Genomic DNA, 22,747 nt, shown 5'->3' with positions numbered 1-22,747 from the left:
TGATAGGATCGCCGCAATTGTCAGTAATGAGTCAAATTTATGCTTTCGTGTAACAACATCACTATGCAGTTTGGTGCAAAACCACTGTTTGAGAATATTTCCGTTAAGTTTGGTGACGGCAACCGCTACGGCCTAATAGGCGCTAACGGCTGCGGTAAATCCACCTTTATGAAAATCCTAAGCAAAGAGCTAGAGCCAAGTGCAGGTAACGTAAACTACGATCCAAACGAGCGTATCGCTAAGCTAAATCAGGATCAATTTGCCTACGAGCAATATACGGTTGTAGACACAGTGATCATGGGTCATAAAGAGCTGTGGGAAATCAAGCAGGAGCGCGATCGCATTTACTCATTACCTGAAATGAGCGAAGAAGACGGCATGCGTGTTGCCGACCTTGAAACGCAATTTGCTGAAATGGATGGCTATTCCGCAGAAGCAAAAGCGGGTGAATTACTCCTCGGTGTGGGTATTCCAACCGAGCAACATTATGGCTTGATGTCAGAAGTTGCTCCGGGCTGGAAACTGCGTGTACTACTTGCACAGGTATTATTTGCAGAGCCAGATATCATGCTCTTAGACGAACCAACCAACAACTTGGATATCTATACTATCAAGTGGTTGGAAGACGTATTGAATCAGCGTGATTGTACTATGATCATCATCTCGCACGACCGCCACTTCTTAAACTCAGTGTGTACACACATGGCGGATATCGACTATGGCGATCTGCGTATTTACTCAGGTAATTACGATGAATACATGTTTGCTGCGACGCAAGCTCGCGAGCGCCTGTTGTCAGACAATGCCAAGAAAAAGGCGCAAATCGCTGAGCTACAGCAGTTCGTTTCGCGCTTCTCTGCAAACGCCTCAAAAGCGAAGCAAGCGACATCTCGTGCTAAGCAAATTGACAAGATCCAACTGGAAGAAGTTAAAGCATCAAGTCGTCAAAATCCATTTATTCGCTTTGAGCAGGAAAAGCCGCTATTCCGTAACGCACTTGAGCTTATCTCGCTATCACAAGGTTATGACGACACCCTATTCTCGGACCTAAATGGCCTTGTTGAAGTTGGCGAGAAAGTTGCCATCATCGGTGAAAATGGTGCCGGTAAAACGACACTACTCAACACCTTAGCAGGCCGTAAAGCGCCGCAAGCAGGTGAGTATAAATGGTCAGAAAACGCCAATATTGGTTACTATGCGCAAGACCATGCTGACGAATTTGAAAAAGATCTGGATCTTTTCCAATGGATGGAACAGTGGCAACAGCCAGGCGATGATGAGCAAGTCGTACGCGGCTTCCTTGGCCGTATGCTGTTCTCTCAAAACGACATCAAAAAGTCAGTTAAGGTGATCTCAGGTGGTGAACAAGGCCGTATGCTATTTGGTAAAATCATGATGCATAAGCCAAATATCCTACTAATGGACGAACCAACGAACCACATGGATATGGAATCAATTGAGTCTCTCAACTTGGCACTTGAACAATACGAAGGCACGTTATTCTTCGTATCGCACGACCGTCAGTTTGTCTCATCACTTGCAACGCGCATTTGGGAAATTAAAGACGGTAAGATCACCGACTTCCATGGTACGTACGACGAGTACCTCGCGAAGAAAGCCGCTGAAGCCGTATAGGATTAGACTGTTAAGGGCCAATGATTGGCCCTTTTTATTTTCTTAAAAACAGCAGATCATTCCCCCCTCACTCACCAGCACAAAAAATAGACAAACCTGCAATTTTGCTGTTAGGATTGTTCTCGCAAAAATTGGAATAATAAAAGGGTCGGCTATGGAACGTTTACAGAATATGTATTCAATAATGTTGCTGTCTAAGCTGAAAGCAAGCTTTCCAGAATCGTGCGATATCAATCACCACACTTTTTCACTCCCACACGCAGATCAACAACTACTTGAAGATGTTGTGACTACTCACCTCAATGAAGGGCTTATCCAAGCGGATGGCCGTGATCAGTATAGTTTGACGACAAAAGCAATTGCACTGTTTGGCGAAGACAAATAACGAAAAAAATAACTTAATAACAAAGAAATAAGCGCACCGAAGTGCGCTTCCAAGTTATTAACCCGAGATCAGGTTAACTAGGGACTGTGATGCTATCGTTAGCATCTGTAACCAAAGTGACTTGGTTACCTATGAAATCTACGTCTAAATCCGACAATACCAGCCAACAACATAAGGCCGGCAAACATTGAACCGCCAGATGAATCAGAGTCAGTTGAAGGCTTATCAGGCACTTGATCAATCAAGGTATTTGCTTTTGGACTTAAGCCTTGAGCTGATTTGGGGTCATCATCCAGCACAGTAATTGCGTTTATGGTTACAAAGTTAGCTGCCCCCGGCTCACTATTGCTATCTTTACACTGTTCATCAGTGAAGTTAACTAATGGCACATTACCACAACGAGGAATTTTTGCTATCGCTGCTAATATTTCCATGCCATCACCAGTCACTTGACCAAAAACTGTGAAGCCACCGTTGTCAACGTCCAAATTTTTACTGTTATCTACCAAATTAAAGAACCATTGACTTGTCGCACTGTCAGGTCTATTTGCTACCTTTGCCATTGCAATGGTGCCTTTTACGTTAGACCACTTTGGTTCATTTTTTACAGCATCGTAAGTAGCAATGGCGTCAAGAGGCACGTCTCCTTCATATTTGAAGCCGCCGCCTTGCACAACAAAATCTGGAATAACGCGGTGAATAACCGTATCAGAATAACGCCCGTTATCTACGTATTTCAAAAAGTTTTCCACGGTTTTAGGCGTGCTTTCATCAAATAGATTGACCTGAAAGCTACCATGAGAAGTTTGAAATTCGACAATCGTTGCATTAGCAGCGAAGCTTCCCAACAAAGTTGAAGCGAGCAATAGAGAGTTTAGCTTGAACATACTTTTCCACTTGGTTATTTTAATTCTCTTTGCAAACTAGAATAAAAATTTATTTATAAGTCGGCTAGCAATTCATTGCCAGTGGTAACAATTAAGAACATTTGCAGACTTAGATTTACAAAAGCTGGTTAGGAACCCACCACACCTTGAGCAAGTTTTAGTCAAAAAAACGAATTTCACCGCATAACTCCTCGGAGTAGACGGTTTATACATGCAACACTTCGTCATTTTTTATATGATGCGCCCGATTATAATTCTAAATCCAGGACAACAAGTATATGAGTAATTCCTCTGAAGCGACGATGGAGATAAATACCATCAGCGATGGGCGCTGGACCCAACACGACACCCATTGGGTGTTAAGTTTATTTGGCACTGCGGTCGGCGCAGGTATTTTATTCTTGCCAATTAACATTGGTATTGGTGGTTTTTGGCCACTACTAATCATGACCGTGCTTGCCTTCCCTATGACCTTTTTAGCACACCGAGGATTGGCCCGGTTCGTCCTTTCATCAAAGCAAAAAGATGCCGACTTTACGGATGTAGTAGAAGAGCACTTCGGCGCAGGTGCTGGCCGTTTAATTTCCTTACTTTACTTTTTCTCTATTTTTCCTATTTTACTTATTTATGGTGTTGGCCTAACCAATACCGTCGACAGCTTTATCGTCAATCAGCTTGGCTTTGAGTCGCCATCTCGTATTTTGCTCTCTGGTTTGCTCGTTGCTGGCATGATTGCCATCATGCTTGGCGGCGAAAAGCTGCTACTGCGAGCTTTTGCTATTTTGGTTTACCCACTGGTTGGGGTATTACTGTTTTTGTCACTCTATTTAGTACCTAACTGGCAAATGCCAGTGGTAAGCACGCCTGATGTTGCGAGCTTAACCGAATTGCTTTGGCTATCCGTTCCTATCGTAGTATTTTCATTTAGCCATGCAGCCGCCATTTCTAGCTTTGCTAACGTGCAGCGTCGTCACTACAAAAGTGAGGCAGTTCAAAAATCAGAAGCGATCCTTCGTACGACCTCCATTATGTTGATAGTGTTTGTTTTGCTATTCGTATTCTCCTGCGTATTCTCTTTAACACCAGAACAAATGGAAGAAGCAAAATCAGCAAACGTGTCTGTTTTATCCTATTTAGCTAACGTGTATAACAATCCATTTATTGAAATGCTTGGCCCTCTTGTGGCATTTATCGCGATTACTTCGTCTTTCCTAGGTCACTTCCTTGGTGCACGTGAAAGCTTTAACGGCCTTGCAACCAAGCAAACGAGCATGAGCTACAAGCTTGCTGACAAGCTAGGCGTGGTATTTATGTTTGTTGCCATTTGGGTATGCGCCGTATTAAACCCAAGTATTTTGGACATGATGGGAGCTATCTCAGGCCCGATCATTGCGATGATCTTGTTTATCATGCCAACCATTGCCGTGTTTAAAGTACCGGCACTACAAAAATACAAAAGCCACATTGGCACTTATTTTGTGCTATTCGTCGGCTTGCTGGCGGTTTCTGCATTACTGTATAACATGCTAGGCTAACCAAAAGGGAGGCATCGCCTCCCTCACCTCTCTTTTTTCTTGTTGCTTATCTTCATGGCAGTTCAGACTAAATAGTACTAGTTTTCAGTGTATTGAATGAACCACCATAACCGAAGAATGAACTTTGACTTTGTTTATCTTCATGGCAGTTCAGACTAAATTATGGTAGTTTTCAGTGTCTTAAATTGAATACTACAACCAAACGATGAATTTTGACTTTCCACCAGCAATGAACGAAGAAATCACAGCCCTAATCAATCAAGTGCATAACCTACCTGTGCATGAGCAAACGCTGTTGAGTGTGCTGGCGGTCGTCTATAAACCAGTTTCAGCAATCAAACTCAAACGCCTAGTTCAAGCGCTCGTGGCAAAAGAGATCATCCCCGAAAATGACTTTGAACAAGGTGTGAGTCATAGCCAAATTATGAAGTGGCGCTCAGACGGGTTAGTGACTTTTAACGAAGATGGAGTGCAAATAAATCTAAAACTCGCGACCAGTTTAAGCCATCGAGTCATGGCTGATGGCCAGTTTTTAGCAATCCTTAACATCGCAGAAGAGTTTATCCCTGTACTGAATGCTTATGAATGGGAACGCCAATTTGCCGATGAACAGCGACTCATTCGAGACTTTTTATTTATCAATCAACTACCACAAGCCCGCAATCATTTAGGACTGGCGAAAGACCCACAGGCGGTGTGCCATAAGACCAATCAAGTGCTATTACCACTGTATTTTTATCCTTTTACAGTTGAAGGATTTTCGGCGCTTGCTGATGACTTACAATATCAAGCTTTTGCAACCTTGCTATATACCTTACTACAAGGTGGTCACAGCATTAGCTATGCACTTGAAATACTCACACAGGTTCAAGCCAAGACACAAAGCCCGCTACTGACCTGTTTATTAGCAGAATATCAAATCTATACCTTGCAATTGGATAAGGCTCAGGCGTTGGTGGCCAATATCCAAACCGCTTATAGTGCACAAATTATGGCAAGCATTGCTTTTTTACAACAACACGACGACCTTATCGTTTGTTTTGAACAAGCACTAAAAGCCAAAGACAAAATCACCAAACGTAAAAAGCAGTACCTAGGTAGAACACTGGGTTTGTTTCATAAGTTGGCGTTATTGCAGCAAGCCAATAGCCATGATGCCGCATTATTTGACACCCTCTCTCAACAGCTTGAGTTTGAAAGCCAAGACAGCAAAGCACCTTATAATAACTTCTTTGCCAATAACGTGCTGTTATACTGCGCAGAGAGCTTGTCGCAAAACAGTAGCTACAGCAGCGCCCATTTAAATTATTCAAGCCTGAAGAAATCTCATGTTTTTGACTATTACTTAGGTCGCTTGCTCGACTGCTTTGCACACTTCTGGTGTAATCAAAGTTTAGATGCCAAAACGCTTGCCAGTCTCGACGACTGCATCGCAACGTTTGAGCGCCTCTCTTTACCTCTTTTTGCTGGGCTTGCAAAGCAGTTGATGCTGGCAATGCACGGTGAGCAATATCCGCTCGCGTTTAATCCCAAGCTTAATGTTAGTCATCTCGTTGCCAAAAAGACGGCGTGGGATCTGGCACTGGACAAGCTTATTGCGCTCAACCCGAACGCAAATACCAACCAAGAAGTTGACGAACAATTTCGCCTGATTTGGCAAATTAGGCAAGGTCGCTTTGATATTGAGTTTTTAGCACGCGAGCAAAAGCGAGGTAAAACAGGCTGGGGAAAAGGTAAGCCAATTTCCTGCAAACAACTGAAACAGCACCCCGAGCAATTTAGTTATATTAGCCAGTCTGATAAAAAGCTGATCGATGCCATCGCACCACAGTCAGGTTATGGCTACAATGGTCGTGCGGACTACGCCCTTGCTGGAATTCCCGCGTTAAAAGCCGCAGTCGGCGCCACCAACCTATACCATGAAGAAGACTTAAAACAAGCCATTACCATTGCCGAGAAATCTCCCGAGTTACACATCCGTCAACATGGCGACGATCTGCTGCTCTCTATTCCTAATTTACCCAGCTATTTTGGTCAACCGCAAACCTACTCATTTATTCAGCAAGCTGAGCATCACTACGAGTTTATTGTGTTTAACCAATCACATATACAGGTCGCTGAGATTATTGGTGAATCTGGATTAACCGTGCCTGCCAGTGCAAAACAAAAAGTGCTGTCGAGTATTAAAGCCATCGCACCTTATCTTAATGTACAGTCTGATTTAGCTGATATAGATACTGGGCTGGATAGCATCGAGGCGCAATCAGCGCTTGTTATTAATATTCAACCTTATCATCAAGGCCTCGATTTTCACTGTGTGGTCATGCCCTTTGGCGAAAAAGGGCCGATTTTTCATCCCGGGCACGGTATTGCTACTGTCAGCGCCGAAATCGATGGTAAACGCTTATCCACCACCCGAAACTTGTTACTTGAGCAGCAAAGATTGGATGAGTTAGATACGCACTGTCCGCTATTTTTGGAGATGACGGATAATCGCTTAAGTTTAGCCGAAGTGGACGCAGCGCTAGAGGTGCTGCAAGAACTTGAGCTGGTGATTAATCAAGAGCCTTGCCCTATAGCACTCAAGCTCAGATGGCCTAAAGGTAAAAAGGTTAAGCTCAGTAGCAAGCTCGAAAGCCAACATTTGCAACTTGCCATGAGCAAGAAAAATGAATGGTTCGACATGACCGGCGAGCTACAAGTAAGTAATGACCAAGTTATCGAACTGAAACAGCTTCTCAAAATGGTTGCCACCAGCAATGGCCGCTTTATTGCGCTGGACGGTGAGCAAGTACTCGCCCTTTCAAGTGACTTAAAAGCGCAACTTGACCAGCTCAATAACGCGACCGAGGGCGGAAAGTTTCACCCGCTAGCCGCGCCGTTAATTGCGGAAGCCACCACTGGAATGCGGATGAAAACCTTGCCAGCCTGGGAAGAGCAAAACGAAAAAATGCAGCAAGCCGTCGGATTGACTCCAACGCTTCCTTCAACATTACAAGCCGAGCTTCGCGACTACCAGCAGGCGGGATTTGACTGGGCTATGCGACTTGCCCATTGGGGGGCAGGTGCGTGCCTTGCCGATGATATGGGATTGGGTAAAACCATCCAAGCGCTGGCGATGATATTGGCCCGTGCCAATGTCGGCCCGACGCTTGTCATCGCGCCAACATCGGTCTGCTTCAACTGGCAACAAGAAATCCAAAAATTCGCTCCAACTTTGTCGGTGAAGCTCTTTTCTGACTATCCACATTCTGATGCCAGAGCTGAGATGCTGAGCAACTTGCAACCACTGGATTGTGTAATTTTAAGCTATGGTCTGCTACAGCGCGAAGTTGATATCTTAAAGCCTATCGCTTTTGAAACCATTGTCGCCGATGAAGCCCAAGCGCTAAAAAATCCTTTAGCAAAGCGTACTCAGGCCGCCTGCGCGCTCAAAGGCAAGTTTAAGCTGATCACCACAGGGACACCAATAGAAAACAACCTCACAGAGCTTTGGTCACTCTTTCGTTTTGTAAACCCAGGATTGCTCGGTAACCTCAAGCGCTTTAGCGAGAAGTTTTCCGCTCCCATTGAAAACGCCAATGAAGATAAACTAGCAGCACACCGTGCCCGTAAAGGCCTCAAACACCTGATCCAGCCTTTTATTCTGCGCCGTATGAAGCATCAGGTATTAACCGAATTGCCACCACGCACTGAGATCAATGTACCAATTCAATTGAGCCAAGAAGAACAAACCTTTTACGAAGCGCTGCGCCAAAATGCCATTGACGAAATTTCACAGTCAACACAGCAAGACAGTGCCAACGAACAACGCTTTAAAATGCTGGCAGCACTAACCCGCTTGCGCCAAGCCTGTTGTCATCCAAAACTGTTAATGGCAGAAAGTCAGATAACCAGCTCGAAATTAGCGGCATTGGATGAGCTTCTGACCGAGCTGCAAGAGAACAATCACAAGGCGCTTATATTCAGTCAGTTTGTAGGCCACTTGCAACTCATTAAAGCTCGCTTGGAAAAACGTGGGATCAGGTTTCAATATTTAGATGGCAGCACCCCAAGCAAAGCACGTCAGCAGGCTGTGAATGCGTTTCAAAAAGGTGAAGGCGAGGTATTTTTAATTAGCCTCAAAGCCGGCGGCTCTGGTTTAAACCTTACCGCGGCAGATTATGTTATTCACATGGATCCTTGGTGGAATCCTGCGGTTGAAGAGCAAGCGTCAGACCGCGCACATAGAATGGGACAAACACGCCCCGTTACTATTTATCGCTTAATTGCCAAAGGCACGATTGAAGAACAAATTGTCGAGCTCCATCATCATAAAAAAGACCTCGCGGATCAATTGCTCGCGAACACCGATAAGGTGATGAAACTAGACGTAAACGATGTACTATCCATGCTCAAGGAGACGCTTTAATACCAATTGAATTAATTCTCCAATCAATTTGAAGGGTGAAATAGCATATTAGCTTCGTTAAAAATTTCTCATTTAGAACAACTAAATAGCAAAATTTTTGCCTAGCTACTAAAGCTATTTCCCCGCTTCAAAATAGCTCATTTACTTAATACAATTGGTATAATACAGATCTCTGGCGCGCGATAAGGTAAATCTAAAAGCGAAAAATAGTTTTGACCTAAGGCGATCCGACGAAAGGCATTGTCGTCAAGTTCGGCGAGAATTCGACTATTGATATCGACTTCTTCTAAGTAATCGAAAAAGCGTTTATTTTTACTGGCGACGAAATCACTGCCTGGCAAAAAGCGCTCAGCATGGGCATTAATAAATTCAACATACTGCGCCTGAATTTTCGGGTCGCTAAAGTAATAGTCGTACAAAATCCGCCATGACAGATCGGCCTTTAGGTTTTTATATTGGGAGAATAACCGCTCCATGGTGTTTATGTGCAGCTCTGGATCAATTTGGTTTAACTCTTTTGAGACTCCCATGTGCATCCAAATGATATCGTTTTCTGGGTAGCGCTTTAGCACTTCCTCAAGCAAAGGCAAGTATTTGAGTGGCGCGGCGTTATCGCCTAAGTCAGCGTGCAGAGCAAGCGGAATACGCTTTTCTTTTAGCACAGCCATAAATGGCTGCCATTTTGCGATAGTCTCTTTATCTACCGCTTGATGGCCATTACCAAAGTGCGCCGCTTTGACTAAATTCACTTCTCCCATCCAACGAAATAAGTCACCAAACTCGTCTTCGAGAAGTGCCATTTTTGGCAAAATAGTCTCTGGTTTATGCAAGTCAGCAAAGGTCATAGACAAAGTAATATGCACGTTATCTGCGCCATATTTAAGATAATTGCTTGCATTTTTAAAGTCATTTTGAATGCTGGGTGAAATCAACTGGCTGTAGCAACCACGCTCACCAAAGCAGTCAGGCCTTCGCTCGTAAGTTTGACCAATGCCATAAACATTGATAAACACCACTCCCGCACGTTCTGCCCAAGTAACGAGCTTATCAAACGGGACCGCATCTCCCCTAAATGGCTGAAAATGGTGATGAGAATCAACGGCAAAATAACTAGGCTGCGTCTTGCGGTCGTAACATTGGGTATTATCTACACTAAAAGTTGCCAGCGTGCGTGTGCTAGTGGCCGAGACACTTTGGCAACCAGCCAATAAAACGGCACAACTCATGGCTATAACACTTTGTTTTACATTCATTTTTATTATCTACTGAGTCTCCTTTACCAAGGTACCCGCTTCAAAATAGCTCATTTACTTAATACAATTGGTATAATACAGATCTCTGGCGCGCGATAAGGTAAATCTAAAAGCGAAAAATAGTTTTGACCTAAGGCGATCCGACGAAAGGCATTGTCGTCAAGTTCGGCGAGAATTCGACTATTGATATCGACTTCTTCTAAGTAATCGAAAAAGCGTTTATTTTTACTGGCGACGAAATCACTGCCTGGCAAAAAGCGCTCAGCATGGGCATTAATAAATTCAACATACTGCGCCTGAATTTTCGGGTCGCTAAAGTAATAGTCGTACAAAATCCGCCATGACAGATCGGCCTTTAGGTTTTTATATTGGGAGAATAACCGCTCCATGGTGTTTATGTGCAGCTCTGGATCAATTTGGTTTAACTCTTTTGAGACTCCCATGTGCATCCAAATGATATCGTTTTCTGGGTAGCGCTTTAGCACTTCCTCAAGCAAAGGCAAGTATTTGAGTGGCGCGGCGTTATCGCCTAAGTCAGCGTGCAGAGCAAGCGGAATACGCTTTTCTTTTAGCACAGCCATAAATGGCTGCCATTTTGCGATAGTCTCTTTATCTACCGCTTGATGGCCATTACCAAAGTGCGCCGCTTTGACTAAATTCACTTCTCCCATCCAACGAAATAAGTCACCAAACTCGTCTTCGAGAAGTGCCATTTTTGGCAAAATAGTCTCTGGTTTATGCAAGTCAGCAAAGGTCATAGACAAAGTAATATGCACGTTATCTGCGCCATATTTAAGATAATTGCTTGCATTTTTAAAGTCATTTTGAATGCTGGGTGAAATCAACTGGCTGTAGCAACCACGCTCACCAAAGCAGTCAGGCCTTCGCTCGTAAGTTTGACCAATGCCATAAACATTGATAAACACCACTCCCGCACGTTCTGCCCAAGTAACGAGCTTATCAAACGGGACCGCATCTCCCCTAAATGGCTGAAAATGGTGATGAGAATCAACGGCAAAATAACTAGGCTGCGTCTTGCGGTCGTAACATTGGGTATTATCTACACTAAAAGTTGCCAGCGTGCGTGTGCTAGTGGCCGAGACACTTTGGCAACCAGCCAATAAAACGGCACAACTCATGGCTATAACACTTTGTTTTACATTCATTTTTATTATCTACTGAGTCTCCTTTACCAAGGTACTTTACCACGGATAATATCCTTGTACATGACCCAGTCACCCATCAAGCTATACAGCGGATATTGAAATGTCGCAGGCTTATTTTTTTCAAAAAAGAAATGCCCCACCCAAGCAAAACCATAACCCGCGATTGGCAACAACCACAGTAAAGACCAATGTGTCGTGACAAGCGCAAAGAGCAAAATCAAGAGCACTAAGGTTGAGCCGATAAAATGCAAGCGACGGCAGGTTTTGTTTTTATGCTCCGCGAGGTAATAGGGGTAAAACGATGCAAAAGAATTGAACTCTTTGTTATTATTTTTGGTCATGAGAGTATGCGATTCGTTATTCGACTGTAATACTCAGCATAGTGCAAAGTATTTACGTTGAAAATAAAAAAGGAATGAGCGTGGCAACAGGCTCAGAAACAGTATGTTGAAACCCCTAATGATGATCACCGCTGCGATGCTGCTTCAAGCTTGCAACGACACCGCCCCAACCACCAAATCAGAGGCAACGATGAATGCACAAAGTAACATTCAATGCAGTGTGAGTAAGGGTTCCGACTCAGGTATGACCTACCCCGTTAATTTCACTTTTACCAACGCAGGCCATAATGATGAAAAGTTTCTAATTTGGCATACCCCTTTTGAAGGCTGGTGGAGCCAATTTTTAGAGGTAACACAAAATGGCAAGCCACTTAATTATCAAGGACCCATGGCGAAACGACTCGCGCCGACAGCCAATGAATTTATGACCCTAAATGCAGGGCAAAGTAAAAGCGTAGAATTAGATTTAGCACTGGCTTATGAGATAAACACCACACAGCCCATTACCATCACCTATCACAATCAGCTCAGTCATGCCAATGCATTAAAAGCGTCATGTAGTACGGTATTAGAATAGAACCGATATCAGCACCGTGTCTCAGCTCGTAGGTCGGCTTTTAAGCCGACAATTTAACCCCACAACCAACAACCAACAACCAACTACAAAACCAAAACCCCAACATCAAGGTCTTGAAATTTGGATCACGACTCGACGGTTCTTACCGCGACCAATAGCATTGTCGTTGGTATCAATATGGCGCTTTTCGCCAAAGCCATCGGTCATAATCTTATTCTCTTCAACCCCTAAGCTCGCCATATATGATTTAATCGCCTCGGCACGTTTCTTTGACAACCTCAGGTTGGTATCACGGCCGCCATAACTATCGCTATAGGCCGAAATATAAATTTGCTCAATTTTCGGGTCATTTTTAAGATATTCGCCGATCATATCCAAGCGTTTACGTGACGATTTTGTCAGTTCGCTGGAGTTTTTCTTGTAATTCATCACCGTAAAAGCAATGTCTTCAAAGCTATATGGCAACAAGTTATCGCGACATTGTAAGAACGCCCAATATGCCTGTTTAAAGTTCACTGACGACAAAGAAACCGAGATTTTATCTACGTCGTTGTGCCAATCTTTATAATAAAAAGTAGGAAAGTAGCCCTTTTCAAGCTCAGTCAGCAACTGCCACGCGACGTCATTTTCAAGTTCACCGTCAAATTTTTTCAGTAATTTCATTTGCCCGATACTTCTTGCCGGTTTGCCGGCTCGCCAAAGCGGTGGCACCGATTCAAGTCCTGCAAAATCGTAACTTTCAGGACGTACCATCATATCTAGGTTAAAGGTTAAGTCTTTATTTTTACTGGCATTACTTGAAAATATAGCTTCACCGTAATACGGGACTTCATGATTAAGCGCACAACTCAAACGATTGTTTTGGTCAACATTCCAATGTGATGAATCAGCTTCGGCAGCGTATTGCCGCATTGCAGCCTCGCTATTAAAGGTGATGGCGCATAACGATATACCAACCCAACCTACTGATTTATATAACTTGATCACCCCACACCTCACAACATCAACCATTAATCTACACTCGCTCAGCACGCCAAAAACTAGAGATTGTCTCTACCAATTCGCGCTATTTAGAGTTAAGCAATAAATGTACCATACTAAGCGCTCTCAAGCTGCTCGCTTCTTGTCGAGGTATCAGTATAATAGGCCGCTAAATTTCACAAACCAAGAAGATTATGTCTGATACCGAGCAAACGCTATTTTCAAAACGCTTTCGCGGCTTCTTTCCTGTAGTTATCGACGTGGAAACCGCTGGCTTTAATAAAGATACTGACGCCCTACTAGAAATTGCCGTCAGTATGTTAAAAATGGACGATGACGGGGTATTAAGCTTAGATCAGACAGTACACTTTCATGTTGCGCCTTTTGAAGGCGCAAATATTGAGCAAGCTGCGATTGACTTTAATGGCATTGATCCATTTTCACCACTCAGAGGCGCGGTTGCAGAAGATGAAGTGCTGAAAGAAATTTGCAAAGCCGTGCGTAAAGCCCAAAAAGCCGCAGGCTGTCAGCGCTCCGTTGTCGTCGCCCATAATGCCGCTTTTGATCACGGCTTTTTAAATGCAGCGATTGAGCGTAACAAGATAAAGCGCACGCCTTTTCACCCGTTTGTCAGTTTTGATACCACATCACTTGCCGGGCTTGCTCTAGGCCAAACGGTGCTTGCAAAGGCATGTCGTGCAGCGGGTATCGAGTTCGATAACAGTCAAGCACACAGCGCACTTTACGATACAGAACGCACCGCAGAGCTCTTTTGCTACATAGTCAACAAGTGGCAAGCATTAGGTGGCTGGCCATTACCAGAGCCTGAAGCCGAGTCAGAACCTGAGTCAACAACCGACACCGAATAATAAAAATGCCAGCAAATCCAGCTGGCATTTTTATAAGTGCTCGTTTTTACGCTATTTCTGCGGTTTTGGCAGTCGTAAACTGTTGCATGATCTTACCTTCATGCAATTTAACGAAATTAGGCGGGTAAATTCGCGAAAACAGCTTAGTGTCTTTCGCTATTTTTACTTCAGTTCCGGGGTGCATTAGCTCATTGACTGTGATTCGACTCAAGCGTGCTAATCGATGTATTTTTTGCTGTATTAAACCGATGTTACGCTGATTACGGCGATAATGCTTGTTTATCTGCGCTTCGCTGTGCCGCAACTTGGCAAGATATGCATCTCGTTTTTGCGATTGCGGCGACGCCTGTGCTTTATTCATAGCTTGTTTAATATCGATGACTTTGGACGCCAGCACCTTTTCCAGCTCCACTAATTCTCGGTGCTTATCGTGCAAACTATCCCAGTCTTGGGCTAGTGAAATACGTGTTCTTGTGCCTGAAGGTGCCCCAAGTTCACCCGTTTCTATACGCATGGCATCCAATACATTTCCGCCAATCAGTTTGCCTCTGGGGGTTTCACCTTTACCTACTTTGATTAAACGCTTGGAAGCCAAGTCACAATGCAAAGCTTGACGTTCAATGAGAATATCTTGTTCACTTTCAATTCGACAGTACTGCGCATAACCTAACGAAACACTGCGCTTTGCTTTAATTGAACATGAAAAAGGTTCACCTTCAGTGCGCTTACGGCCAATTGTGCCAAGCATTATCGTAACAGCGCTACCACTTTCAAGAATAGCCGACTCCACAAAACCAATAACAGTAATATCGCCCGAAGCCTTAACACGCATTCCATCTTTAATATCACCGCTCACAATCACGCTGCCATCAAACTCGACATGCCCTGTCGTCACATCAATGTTTTCATAGCACAGCACATCGTCAACGCGCATGCCTCGAGGAATGGCTACAGGCACCCCCTTTGAATCGGCAATAAGCAGGTTTTTATCGTTGGGGTCGAGCTTGGTGCCTTCTGACACCTCAAGTGGTGCATCTTTGCCTGGTTTTGGATCAATCACATCACCAAACACGGTATAACCCGGCTCGCCTTCAGTTGGCGGAACTTTTTTCATTAATGGACTGCCCGGCTTTACGGTGATGATAGCACCTAAATTGCGCATATCGACCTTACCGCCGCTCGATTCTTGCGGGCTGAGTACTCTGTCCTGCGCTGTCATACACAGGCGCACAAACCGTGCGTCGTTGCCATCTTTGGCTCGTTGACCATGCGCAACAATACCATTGTAAGTGTGTCCAGGAGGGAGTTCTAACTGCTGACCGAGAAGGTTATCGAGGGCTTTGCCACTGACGCCTTTTTTAATACCCGCTTGTTTTAACGCTTGTTTGGCCTTGTTCATACAAACCAGCTTACCACCACGGGCTGTGATCACTCTCGCTTCAGCAAGCATGTTGCCTTCTTCAATACGCACAGAAATAGACGCATCGATGGCACGAGCCACAATCAGCGAGTCCTGCTCGGGCGCCTCACTTGCGGTAAATAATTGGCCGATATTGGCATGAATGATTTCAAAATCCGCATATGGCGACCCCTCTATCATCTCAACTAGCTGAGACGAGCTCGCCGGAAATCCGGATTCCACAGGATGAGAGAGTAAGTAGACATAGCCCTCATCCTCATCAAAACGAAATAATGACATTCATCAACCCTGAAAAGTATGCACGATCTTATTGTTATGTTGTTATTTTTAATGCAGCGAACTCATTTGAGCATAACTTCGCCAAATTGTTAAGCTTAACATCACCTGAACTGCTATAAATTATAAATGAATGTAAATCAATCTGTGCATTTAAAAGACAACTTATTATTTTCCTTGGATTTATCGGCTTTACAGTGCAAAACTTTAGATAAACTTTGGGATTTCACGCCAAATGGCGGCAAATTCATAACTAAGTATTACTCTGTTTTACACTTGCCGCTTTATAGGGTAATTTCATCTTTCATGAAGGACATAACTTTTAGGGACAGTCATGACAAAGCACGTACACCTTAGTTTTATCGACACTAACTTTATTAACACGCTTACGCCTGTACTCGACCACAATATCGACTCGGATGAAATACTCTATTTAATAGAATCTCAACAACAACAAAACCTTGAAGATATTAAAAGAGTGTTGGGGCCAAGAGGGGTAAAAGTACATCACGCCTTTATTCCCACCAGCCGAGATAGTGACACCTTAATCGACAGCTTCCACCAGCTCATTGATACCCTAATTAGTGAACAACCAGATACTCAATTTGTGTTTAATGCCAGTTGCGGCGACCGCCAACACTTACTTGCGATGTATGAGGTGATCCGCGCTTATCCAATAGAATGTTTTATCATTGAACCCGAACGCGACGAACTTCACTGGCTTGTACCAACAGAGCGAGCCAACACCATTCTTGCCGATAAATTAAAGATAAGCGACTTTTTTAACCTCATCGACGGCGATATCACCGAAATTGCCAATGAGGGGGTGGTTGATATTCGCTATCGCCAGCTCGGCGCCAAATGGGCAACCAGTCAAACGGATTATAGCCATGCCCTCGCCCAGCTCAATTACCTCGCTGCCAGCAGCGAAGATAATGCACTTATTAGTGAGCCTTTGAGTCGCAGCCAAATGAATAGCCCAAGTTTGCAAACACTCATTGACGATTTAGAAGATGCTAACATCGCTATAAGGCAAGACGACAAATTAAAGTTTGCTAATGAAGGCGCTCGCTTTTTTGCCAACGGTGGCTGGCTAGAAGAATATGTGTACGCCACCCTCCTCAGCCTAAAAAAAGAACTCACCATTTTACAAGATGTCGCTCAAGGCGTTGCGATTAAACGTCGCGTGGGACAAGGCTATGTCAATAACGAGCTAGATATTGTAGCGCTCGCCAACAATAAGCTTCACCTCATTGAATGCAAAACCAAAAAGTTCAGTAAAGGGGAAGGTAATCAAGTGATTTATAAACTCGACTCACTCAGCGAGCTATTTGGCGGCGTACAAGCAAGGGGTCTACTAGTGAGCTATCAAGGTATTAGAACTTCAGAAAGACTACGCGCCAAAGCGCTAGAAATTGGCCTGATCTGCGAAGACGACCTTGGCCAACTCAAAGATAGACTACGCAACTGGTTGCGCGGAGCGTAAACACAAAAGGCAACATATCCAGCGTTTGTTGGCGCTGCGTTTATCGCCCCTACAAACACATAAAATACAAAGAAATGTGCCTTGTCTGTATGATTGAGCAATTTTTTAAGTTGTTTTTGTAATCGAGTAACCGCTCTCCAATTTTATGCCGTGCACCTTGATTCGTCCATGAAGCGCTAACCGCTTCGGCCGTCCAATTCGTAGCAGATATCTGATTTAAGAGAGTCGCAAGGTAAAGTCATAACCACGCCAGCCCCGTAGCAGCGGGTTTATCCCGCGATAAGAGCATCATCAGCAACATTGTGGCATTAAATTATAAAATAAATCGCGACGTAAAGTCGCTGCTACGGGCTATGTGCCCAACAGCTTCCTCTACGTACATAGATTTAAACTCATAATATTAAACCAAACCAATATCTTAGGTTTGTTCAGCCTCTTTTGGACATAAACCTTGCTGAAGTTGTTATACATATTTCAGAAGGATTTGCTAAATGAAAGTTCAACACCAAGCAATGCTATATAATCAGGCTCAGGTGCGACGCGCGCAATCAATCGAAAATGAAGCGAAGGGAAGCGTTTTGCCAGCATCAGAGGCAACAGATAGCCGTACCAAAGAAGCGCAATTCGACTTTACCCACATCACCAAGAAAGAGCTTTCTCAAGCATCCAAAGCGCTGTATGACGAAGGAATATTGGATTTAGGGCAGCATGCTTCGCTTTCTTTACATTATTTTGCTGTTGAGCAAGGTCTAAGTCAGAGGAGTGGACTCCCCTCTCCTGCCGACATTTCACAAGCCGAGAATGAAAAAATCGACGTTATCGCCATGCAAAAAGCCAGCTTAAGAGAGGCCCGCCGGAGTGGCCGTTCAGAAACAGAAATTCAATTTTCTGAAAAGCTGCTCAATACTTTAGAGAACTATCAATATGGTGGCAAAGGACGATTCTTTGCAAGTGCTTAGTCGCATATATTCAACACTGACGGTCTTGTTCAACAATCGGTGAGTAATTAGTCAAACACGCCTCTGCTTCGTTAAATCATCAGCAAATGGCATGATAAGCCATTGTAATGACATTAATCCTATGTATAATGCGAGACATAGTTAGATGTATAGACACTAACAGTACTGAATTTATTCAGGGGCTGATTAGGATTCGACGGGATTCAAGAAGCCTAAGGTGCATGTCGAGGTGCGGCTGGCCTCGTAAAAAAGCCGTATTTAAAGTAATCGCAAACGACGATAACTACGCTCTAGCGGCATAATAGCCCGCTAGCACTCCTCCATGATATTCTTGTGGATCTGGTTCTGGAGTGTCACCCTACACAAGATCGCTACGGAAACCCTGGCCGGGGTTGAAGGGCTAAAACTAAGCGGCCTCGCCTTTACTTATCGTGTTCGTCCGAGATTTAAAGGTTAACCAAAAGACGATACTAAACATGTAGGACCGAAGGTCGACGCTTTCCGGACGGGGGTTCAAATCCCCCCAGCTCCACCAAATTTTAGCGTTTTAAAACAGCCAGTTAGAGCAGCATGCTTTGACTGGCTTTTTTGTTTCCGGGGCAAATATCCTAAAAAGTGTCCACATCGTGACCACATTTATATAAAGCCCAAACTCCGCATATTTATTTTAGCTTTTAAGGTTACGGGAATTAGCCAGCCTTAATCTACAATTTATCCAAATAGCAATTCATAATATGTCTTTAATGAGCTAATTTAGATATAAATTCAGCATTGTCACTTCACCGTAATCACTATCAATTCAATGCTATCTGGACTAACATATTGGTTAGATTTAAAGCGTAAGGAATATAGCGTGTCGTTAGCGAATGCTCACACAGTTCGCCAAAGCCGATTTTTGCCACTTGTTGCTGCACTACTTGTGTTAGTTGGTAGTATGCTTTACGGACTGGTGTTATATGAGCAAGAAAAGGAGCATCACACTGAAAAAGTCGCCTCGGCACTTGCTTTGCGCCTTGATCATGTGACTGAGGGAGTGAACGAACGTGTTACATTGTACTGGTACGGCATTTTGGGGCTTCGCACTGCAATTTATGCGAACCAACAACATAGCTTTGACTATCAGGCAATGCAGCGATACATCGACTCGTTTGATTTCCAAGCAGAGTATCCAGGCGCACGAGGCGTTGGAATTATTAAGTATGTCCCCATCGATAACGTGAGTAACTTTGTGCGACAAGCACAAGCTGAGCGTACTGACAGAACGTTCTCCATAAAAACGCTAAACCCACATAACACCAGCAAATTTGTTATTCAGTATATCGAGCCCGAAGTAAACAATGATAAAGCGGTGGGCTTGGATATAGGCTCCGAAGCTAGTCGCAGAACAGCAGCAATAGAAGCAGCTACTGCCAATGAGCCGAGGCTTACCGCTCCAATTACCTTAGTGCAAGCCGACAATAAAATTAAATATGGCTTTTTGATCCTCGCCCCAATTTATACCTCTATTGGTATGGCAGCAAATGAAGAAAGTCGCTTAGAAAACTTAGTTGGTTGGACTTATTCCCCGTTACTTATCGATGAGATCCTATCGACCTTGCTGTCTTTTCGACAAGATGTTTCGATTCAAATTTCCGATGTAACCAATAACGATGAAAACACACCATTTTATCAGGCGCTAAAAGAAGATGTTAAGGAGTTGGATAACTCAGTGGCTAAACAGGTCAACTTGTTCGGTCGTACTTGGGAAGTAAAAATTTGGCCAACTCCGCAGTTTATCCGTTCACTCAATCTCGTCTCTCCTAATACCATTTTACAGGTCGCGTTGCTGGTCTCTGCGCTATTGGCAATCATCACTTATATTTTGCTTTTAAGTTTTACCCGTCAGCGTTTAGCTGAAAAGGAAAAGTTAGCAGCCGAAGAAGAAAGAGCACAGTCCCTTGCTAAACTAAACTCTTCATTAGAACAGGAAGTCAAAGCACGAACTAAAGAAATCGTAAAATACAGCCAACTTCATACCAGTATTGTTGAAGGTTCGGGTTATGCCATTGTTGCCACCGATCCAGACGGTATCATTACCCAGTTTAACCCTGCAGCTGAACGTCTATTGGGGTACAAAAAAGATGAACTCATTGGTAAATCATCCCCTGCCATTTTCCATCTTGAGGAAGAGGTCGTAGCAAGAGCAAAAACGTTAACGGAAGAGCTTGGCAGAGTCATTGAACCTGGATTTGAAGTCTTTGTCGCCAAAGCCAAACAAGGTGTGGTAGATACTAGCCGATGGACTTACGTTACTAAGCAAAATCAATACGTGCAAATTAAGCTGAACGTAACGACATTGACCGACGAACGCGGCAACATTGATGGATTTTTGGGTATTGCATTAGATCTCACAGAGCAGCTCAAGCACGAGCGAGAACTCTCGCACGCCAAAGAAGCAGCTGAGCAAGCAGCTAAGGCAAAAGCCGTCTTTTTGGCGAATATGAGTCATGAAATACGAACCCCCATGAACGGCTTATACGGTACATTACAACTCTTAAAGTCGGAACCACTCAACAGCACCGCCACTAACCTGCTTGAGAAAGCCACCTACTCAGTTAAGGCACTTAACACCATCATCAACGATATTTTGGATTTCTCTAAAATCGAAGCCGGCAGAATTGAGCTTGAAGAACGGCCATTTAATATTGAGGTGTTGGTTGAACATCTACGCTCAGACTTCTTAGTGTTGGCAAAAAATAAAGGGTTAAAGCTTAAGATCCACGTTGAACTTGAGCATAAGTTTTGGCTTGGAGATGAGGTCAGAGTCAGGCAAGTGTTGCTTAACCTCTTGTCAAACTCCATTAAGTTTACTGAAACTGGCAGTATTATTACCCATATAAAACCGCTTCAAAATGATTCAGGTATGCTTATTACCGTAGCCGACACTGGCATTGGGATGACAGAAGCCACAATCAACAAACTCTTTTCACGATTTGAGCAGGCAGATAAGTCCACCACTAGAAAATTTGGTGGTACGGGACTTGGTCTTTCTATCACTCGCTCGCTAATTGACCTGATGGGCGGTACGATTAAAGTAGAGAGTACCGTTGGAAAAGGCAGTCTATTTAGCATCGAGTTGCCTATGCAAAAGTCTGAGATAACCTCAGAGCAACCAACAACCGACCAGCTGACCGCAGCTGACTTGAGCGGCACATCCATATTGCTGGCTGAGGATAACCCAGTAAATCAGCTAGTAGTGCGCTCTATGATCAGTAAAGCCAATGGTGATATTGCGATTGCGAATAATGGCAAAGAGTCTATTGAACAATTTGAGCTAAACAAACCCGACTTAATACTTATGGACATCCAAATGCCAGAGATGGATGGCGTTGAGGCTTGCAAACGTCTTAAGAGTAAAGATCCTAATATCCCCATCATCGCATTAACTGCAAATGCTTTTCCGGAAGACAAAGCCTTGTATGAGCGCGTCGGATTTGATGGTTATGTTGCCAAACCCATAGAGCAGCTTGAGCTTATCAATACCATCGCGACCGTACTCGCACATAGCCGAAATATGCAGTAATTTTTACAGATATGAGAACACTCTGCGGTTAGCGGTTAGCGGTTAGCGGTTAGCGGTTAGCGGTTAGCGGTTACAAACTTAATCGTTTAACAAAGCTCGTGTACCTTTTTTGATTTACTGATAAAATAATCACCTCTACTCATCTGCAAGGATCGATCACCATGAAATACGCTAGATCGTTTTTACTCTGTTTATTCATCGCGTTTTTAGCGTTCGAAGCGTCGGCCAAATGCGATAAAACTTTGCGTGTAGGAATGAACGAAACGCAGTGGCCTCCCTATATTTCTCGCAGCGGAGGTAATGTCTCTGGTATAGAAATTAATGCGCTAAATACCTTGTTTAACGATTCATCTTATTGCTTGAAATATGTATTTTATCCCACCTCATCAAGAATGCTAACGGAGCTAAAAACAGGCAAAGTAGATTTAGTGGTGGCCGCGACCAAAACCGCAACGAGAGCTAAGTTTGCGTACTTTACTACACCTTACCGCCAAGAAGTCATGGCATTATTCCAACATAAAGACAAACCAAAAATTGGCGGCGAAGTCGAGTCGTTGATCCTTGCAGGAAACACATTTGCACTGAATGCTGGCAGCTACTACGGTATGGCCTTTGAAAAACTGATCCAAGACCTTTATAACGATCAGCTGGTTCACCTGCCCAATGCCGCTCGTCGCTTTAAAATGTTGAGTAAACAGCGAGTTGACTATGTTGTTGAAGATAAGCTCGCGGGCGAACACTTTATTCAAACCAAAGAGTATACCGATGTTATCTATTCAGGTATCGACGCGAATAAAACACCTGTTAGCTATATGCTTAGCAAAGTCAGTTTAACTACTGAAGATCTTGAAAACATCAATCGGCTAATTGACTTGCACCAAAGCGAACTCAGCAATTTGTTTTCTTTTCATCAAGTTCCCGCTCCCTATTCATAACTAAAGAGGCGACCTCTACATTGTTGCTTATCTTTGTATAATGCTGTTTATCGTAATTGATTTGGAACT

16 protein-coding genes and 1 other RNA gene are annotated in these 22,747 nt (G+C 43.8%); 11 read left to right on the top strand and 6 right to left on the bottom strand.

Annotation, left to right across the window (positions count from 1 at the left end; translation table 11 throughout):
- The first annotated feature begins 39 nt into the window (after window positions 1-39).
- Window positions 40-1,635 (top strand): ABC-F family ATPase, encoded by a 1,596-nt coding sequence (locus PPIS_RS02995; RefSeq protein ID WP_010375453.1) that lies wholly within the window; start codon window positions 40-42, stop codon window positions 1,633-1,635.
- Window positions 1,636-1,789: 154 nt separating this feature from the next.
- Window positions 1,790-2,020 (top strand): hypothetical protein, encoded by a 231-nt coding sequence (locus PPIS_RS02990; protein ID WP_010375451.1) that lies wholly within the window; start codon window positions 1,790-1,792, stop codon window positions 2,018-2,020.
- Window positions 2,021-2,145: 125 nt separating this feature from the next.
- Here the strand turns inward: PPIS_RS02990 and PPIS_RS02985 are convergent, their stop codons facing one another.
- Window positions 2,146-2,907 carry a peptidylprolyl isomerase gene (locus tag PPIS_RS02985; protein WP_010375449.1) on the bottom strand — a complete coding sequence of 254 codons (762 nt, stop codon included), beginning with the start codon at window positions 2,905-2,907 and terminating at the stop codon, window positions 2,146-2,148.
- Between the two features lie 278 nt (window positions 2,908-3,185).
- Here PPIS_RS02985 and PPIS_RS02980 point away from each other — a divergent pair, with 278 nt between their 5' ends.
- The gene (locus PPIS_RS02980) at window positions 3,186-4,442 is read left to right on the top strand and encodes an aromatic amino acid transport family protein (protein WP_010375447.1); all 1,257 of its coding nucleotides are present in this window, start codon (window positions 3,186-3,188) and stop codon (window positions 4,440-4,442) included.
- A 205-nt stretch (window positions 4,443-4,647) separates the two neighbouring features.
- A complete protein-coding gene (locus tag PPIS_RS02975; RefSeq protein WP_010375444.1) occupies window positions 4,648-8,853 on the top strand; it encodes a DEAD/DEAH box helicase in 4,206 nt (1,401 codons plus the stop codon).
- A 137-nt stretch (window positions 8,854-8,990) separates the two neighbouring features.
- On the opposite strand, the gene PPIS_RS02970 is transcribed toward PPIS_RS02975, so the two are convergent.
- The 3 genes from PPIS_RS02970 to PPIS_RS02960 form a co-directional block, all read right to left on the bottom strand.
- On the bottom strand, window positions 8,991-10,079 hold the full coding sequence (locus tag PPIS_RS02970; RefSeq protein ID WP_248694178.1) for an amidohydrolase family protein: 1,089 nt from the start codon (window positions 10,077-10,079) through the stop codon (window positions 8,991-8,993).
- Between the two features lie 77 nt (window positions 10,080-10,156).
- Complete coding sequence (locus tag PPIS_RS02965; protein WP_248694178.1) at window positions 10,157-11,245, bottom strand: amidohydrolase family protein; 1,089 nt, start codon at window positions 11,243-11,245, stop codon at window positions 10,157-10,159.
- Between the two features lie 50 nt (window positions 11,246-11,295).
- Window positions 11,296-11,613 (bottom strand): Mpo1-like protein, encoded by a 318-nt coding sequence (locus PPIS_RS02960; RefSeq protein WP_010375440.1) that lies wholly within the window; start codon window positions 11,611-11,613, stop codon window positions 11,296-11,298.
- A 103-nt stretch (window positions 11,614-11,716) separates the two neighbouring features.
- Here PPIS_RS02960 and PPIS_RS02955 point away from each other — a divergent pair, with 103 nt between their 5' ends.
- Window positions 11,717-12,190 carry a DUF4352 domain-containing protein gene (locus PPIS_RS02955; protein ID WP_019647456.1) on the top strand — a complete coding sequence of 158 codons (474 nt, stop codon included), beginning with the start codon at window positions 11,717-11,719 and terminating at the stop codon, window positions 12,188-12,190.
- A gap of 105 nt (window positions 12,191-12,295) precedes the next feature.
- On the opposite strand, the gene PPIS_RS02950 is transcribed toward PPIS_RS02955, so the two are convergent.
- Window positions 12,296-13,201 (bottom strand): flagellar protein MotY, encoded by a 906-nt coding sequence (locus tag PPIS_RS02950; protein WP_010375438.1) that lies wholly within the window; start codon window positions 13,199-13,201, stop codon window positions 12,296-12,298.
- Window positions 13,202-13,365: 164 nt separating this feature from the next.
- On the opposite strand from PPIS_RS02950, the gene rnt reads away from it, so the two are divergent.
- Window positions 13,366-14,040, top strand: a complete 675-nt coding sequence (gene rnt, locus PPIS_RS02945) for a ribonuclease T (protein ID WP_010375437.1) — start codon at window positions 13,366-13,368, stop codon at window positions 14,038-14,040.
- 46 nt (window positions 14,041-14,086) lie between these two features.
- Here rnt and PPIS_RS02940 read toward each other — a convergent pair whose 3' ends face one another.
- Complete coding sequence (locus PPIS_RS02940) at window positions 14,087-15,739, bottom strand: DUF342 domain-containing protein (protein WP_010375436.1); 1,653 nt, start codon at window positions 15,737-15,739, stop codon at window positions 14,087-14,089.
- Window positions 15,740-16,070: 331 nt separating this feature from the next.
- Between PPIS_RS02940 and PPIS_RS02935 the strand changes: the two genes are divergently transcribed.
- The 5 genes from PPIS_RS02935 to PPIS_RS02915 all read left to right on the top strand — a co-directional run bounded on the left by PPIS_RS02935 (window position 16,071) and on the right by PPIS_RS02915 (window position 22,678).
- Entirely contained in the window at window positions 16,071-17,222 is a 1,152-nt protein-coding gene (locus PPIS_RS02935) for a Card1-like endonuclease domain-containing protein (RefSeq protein ID WP_010375434.1), read from the top strand.
- A gap of 491 nt (window positions 17,223-17,713) precedes the next feature.
- Window positions 17,714-18,181, top strand: coding sequence for a hypothetical protein (locus PPIS_RS02930; protein ID WP_010375433.1), 468 nt, complete (start codon window positions 17,714-17,716; stop codon window positions 18,179-18,181).
- Between the two features lie 178 nt (window positions 18,182-18,359).
- Window positions 18,360-18,716, top strand: a transfer-messenger RNA (tmRNA) gene (ssrA, locus tag PPIS_RS02925).
- A 318-nt stretch (window positions 18,717-19,034) separates the two neighbouring features.
- The gene (locus PPIS_RS02920; RefSeq protein ID WP_010375430.1) at window positions 19,035-21,743 is read left to right on the top strand and encodes a CHASE domain-containing protein; all 2,709 of its coding nucleotides are present in this window, start codon (window positions 19,035-19,037) and stop codon (window positions 21,741-21,743) included.
- Between the two features lie 161 nt (window positions 21,744-21,904).
- Complete coding sequence (locus PPIS_RS02915; RefSeq protein ID WP_010375428.1) at window positions 21,905-22,678, top strand: substrate-binding periplasmic protein; 774 nt, start codon at window positions 21,905-21,907, stop codon at window positions 22,676-22,678.
- Window positions 22,679-22,747 lie beyond the last annotated feature (69 nt).

This window comes from Pseudoalteromonas piscicida (assembly GCF_000238315.3).
GTDB classification, from domain to species: Bacteria; Pseudomonadota; Gammaproteobacteria; order Enterobacterales; family Alteromonadaceae; genus Pseudoalteromonas; species Pseudoalteromonas piscicida.
The sequence above is the reverse complement of the archived record's forward strand: the minus strand, read 5'-3'. Positions and strand labels throughout refer to the sequence as shown.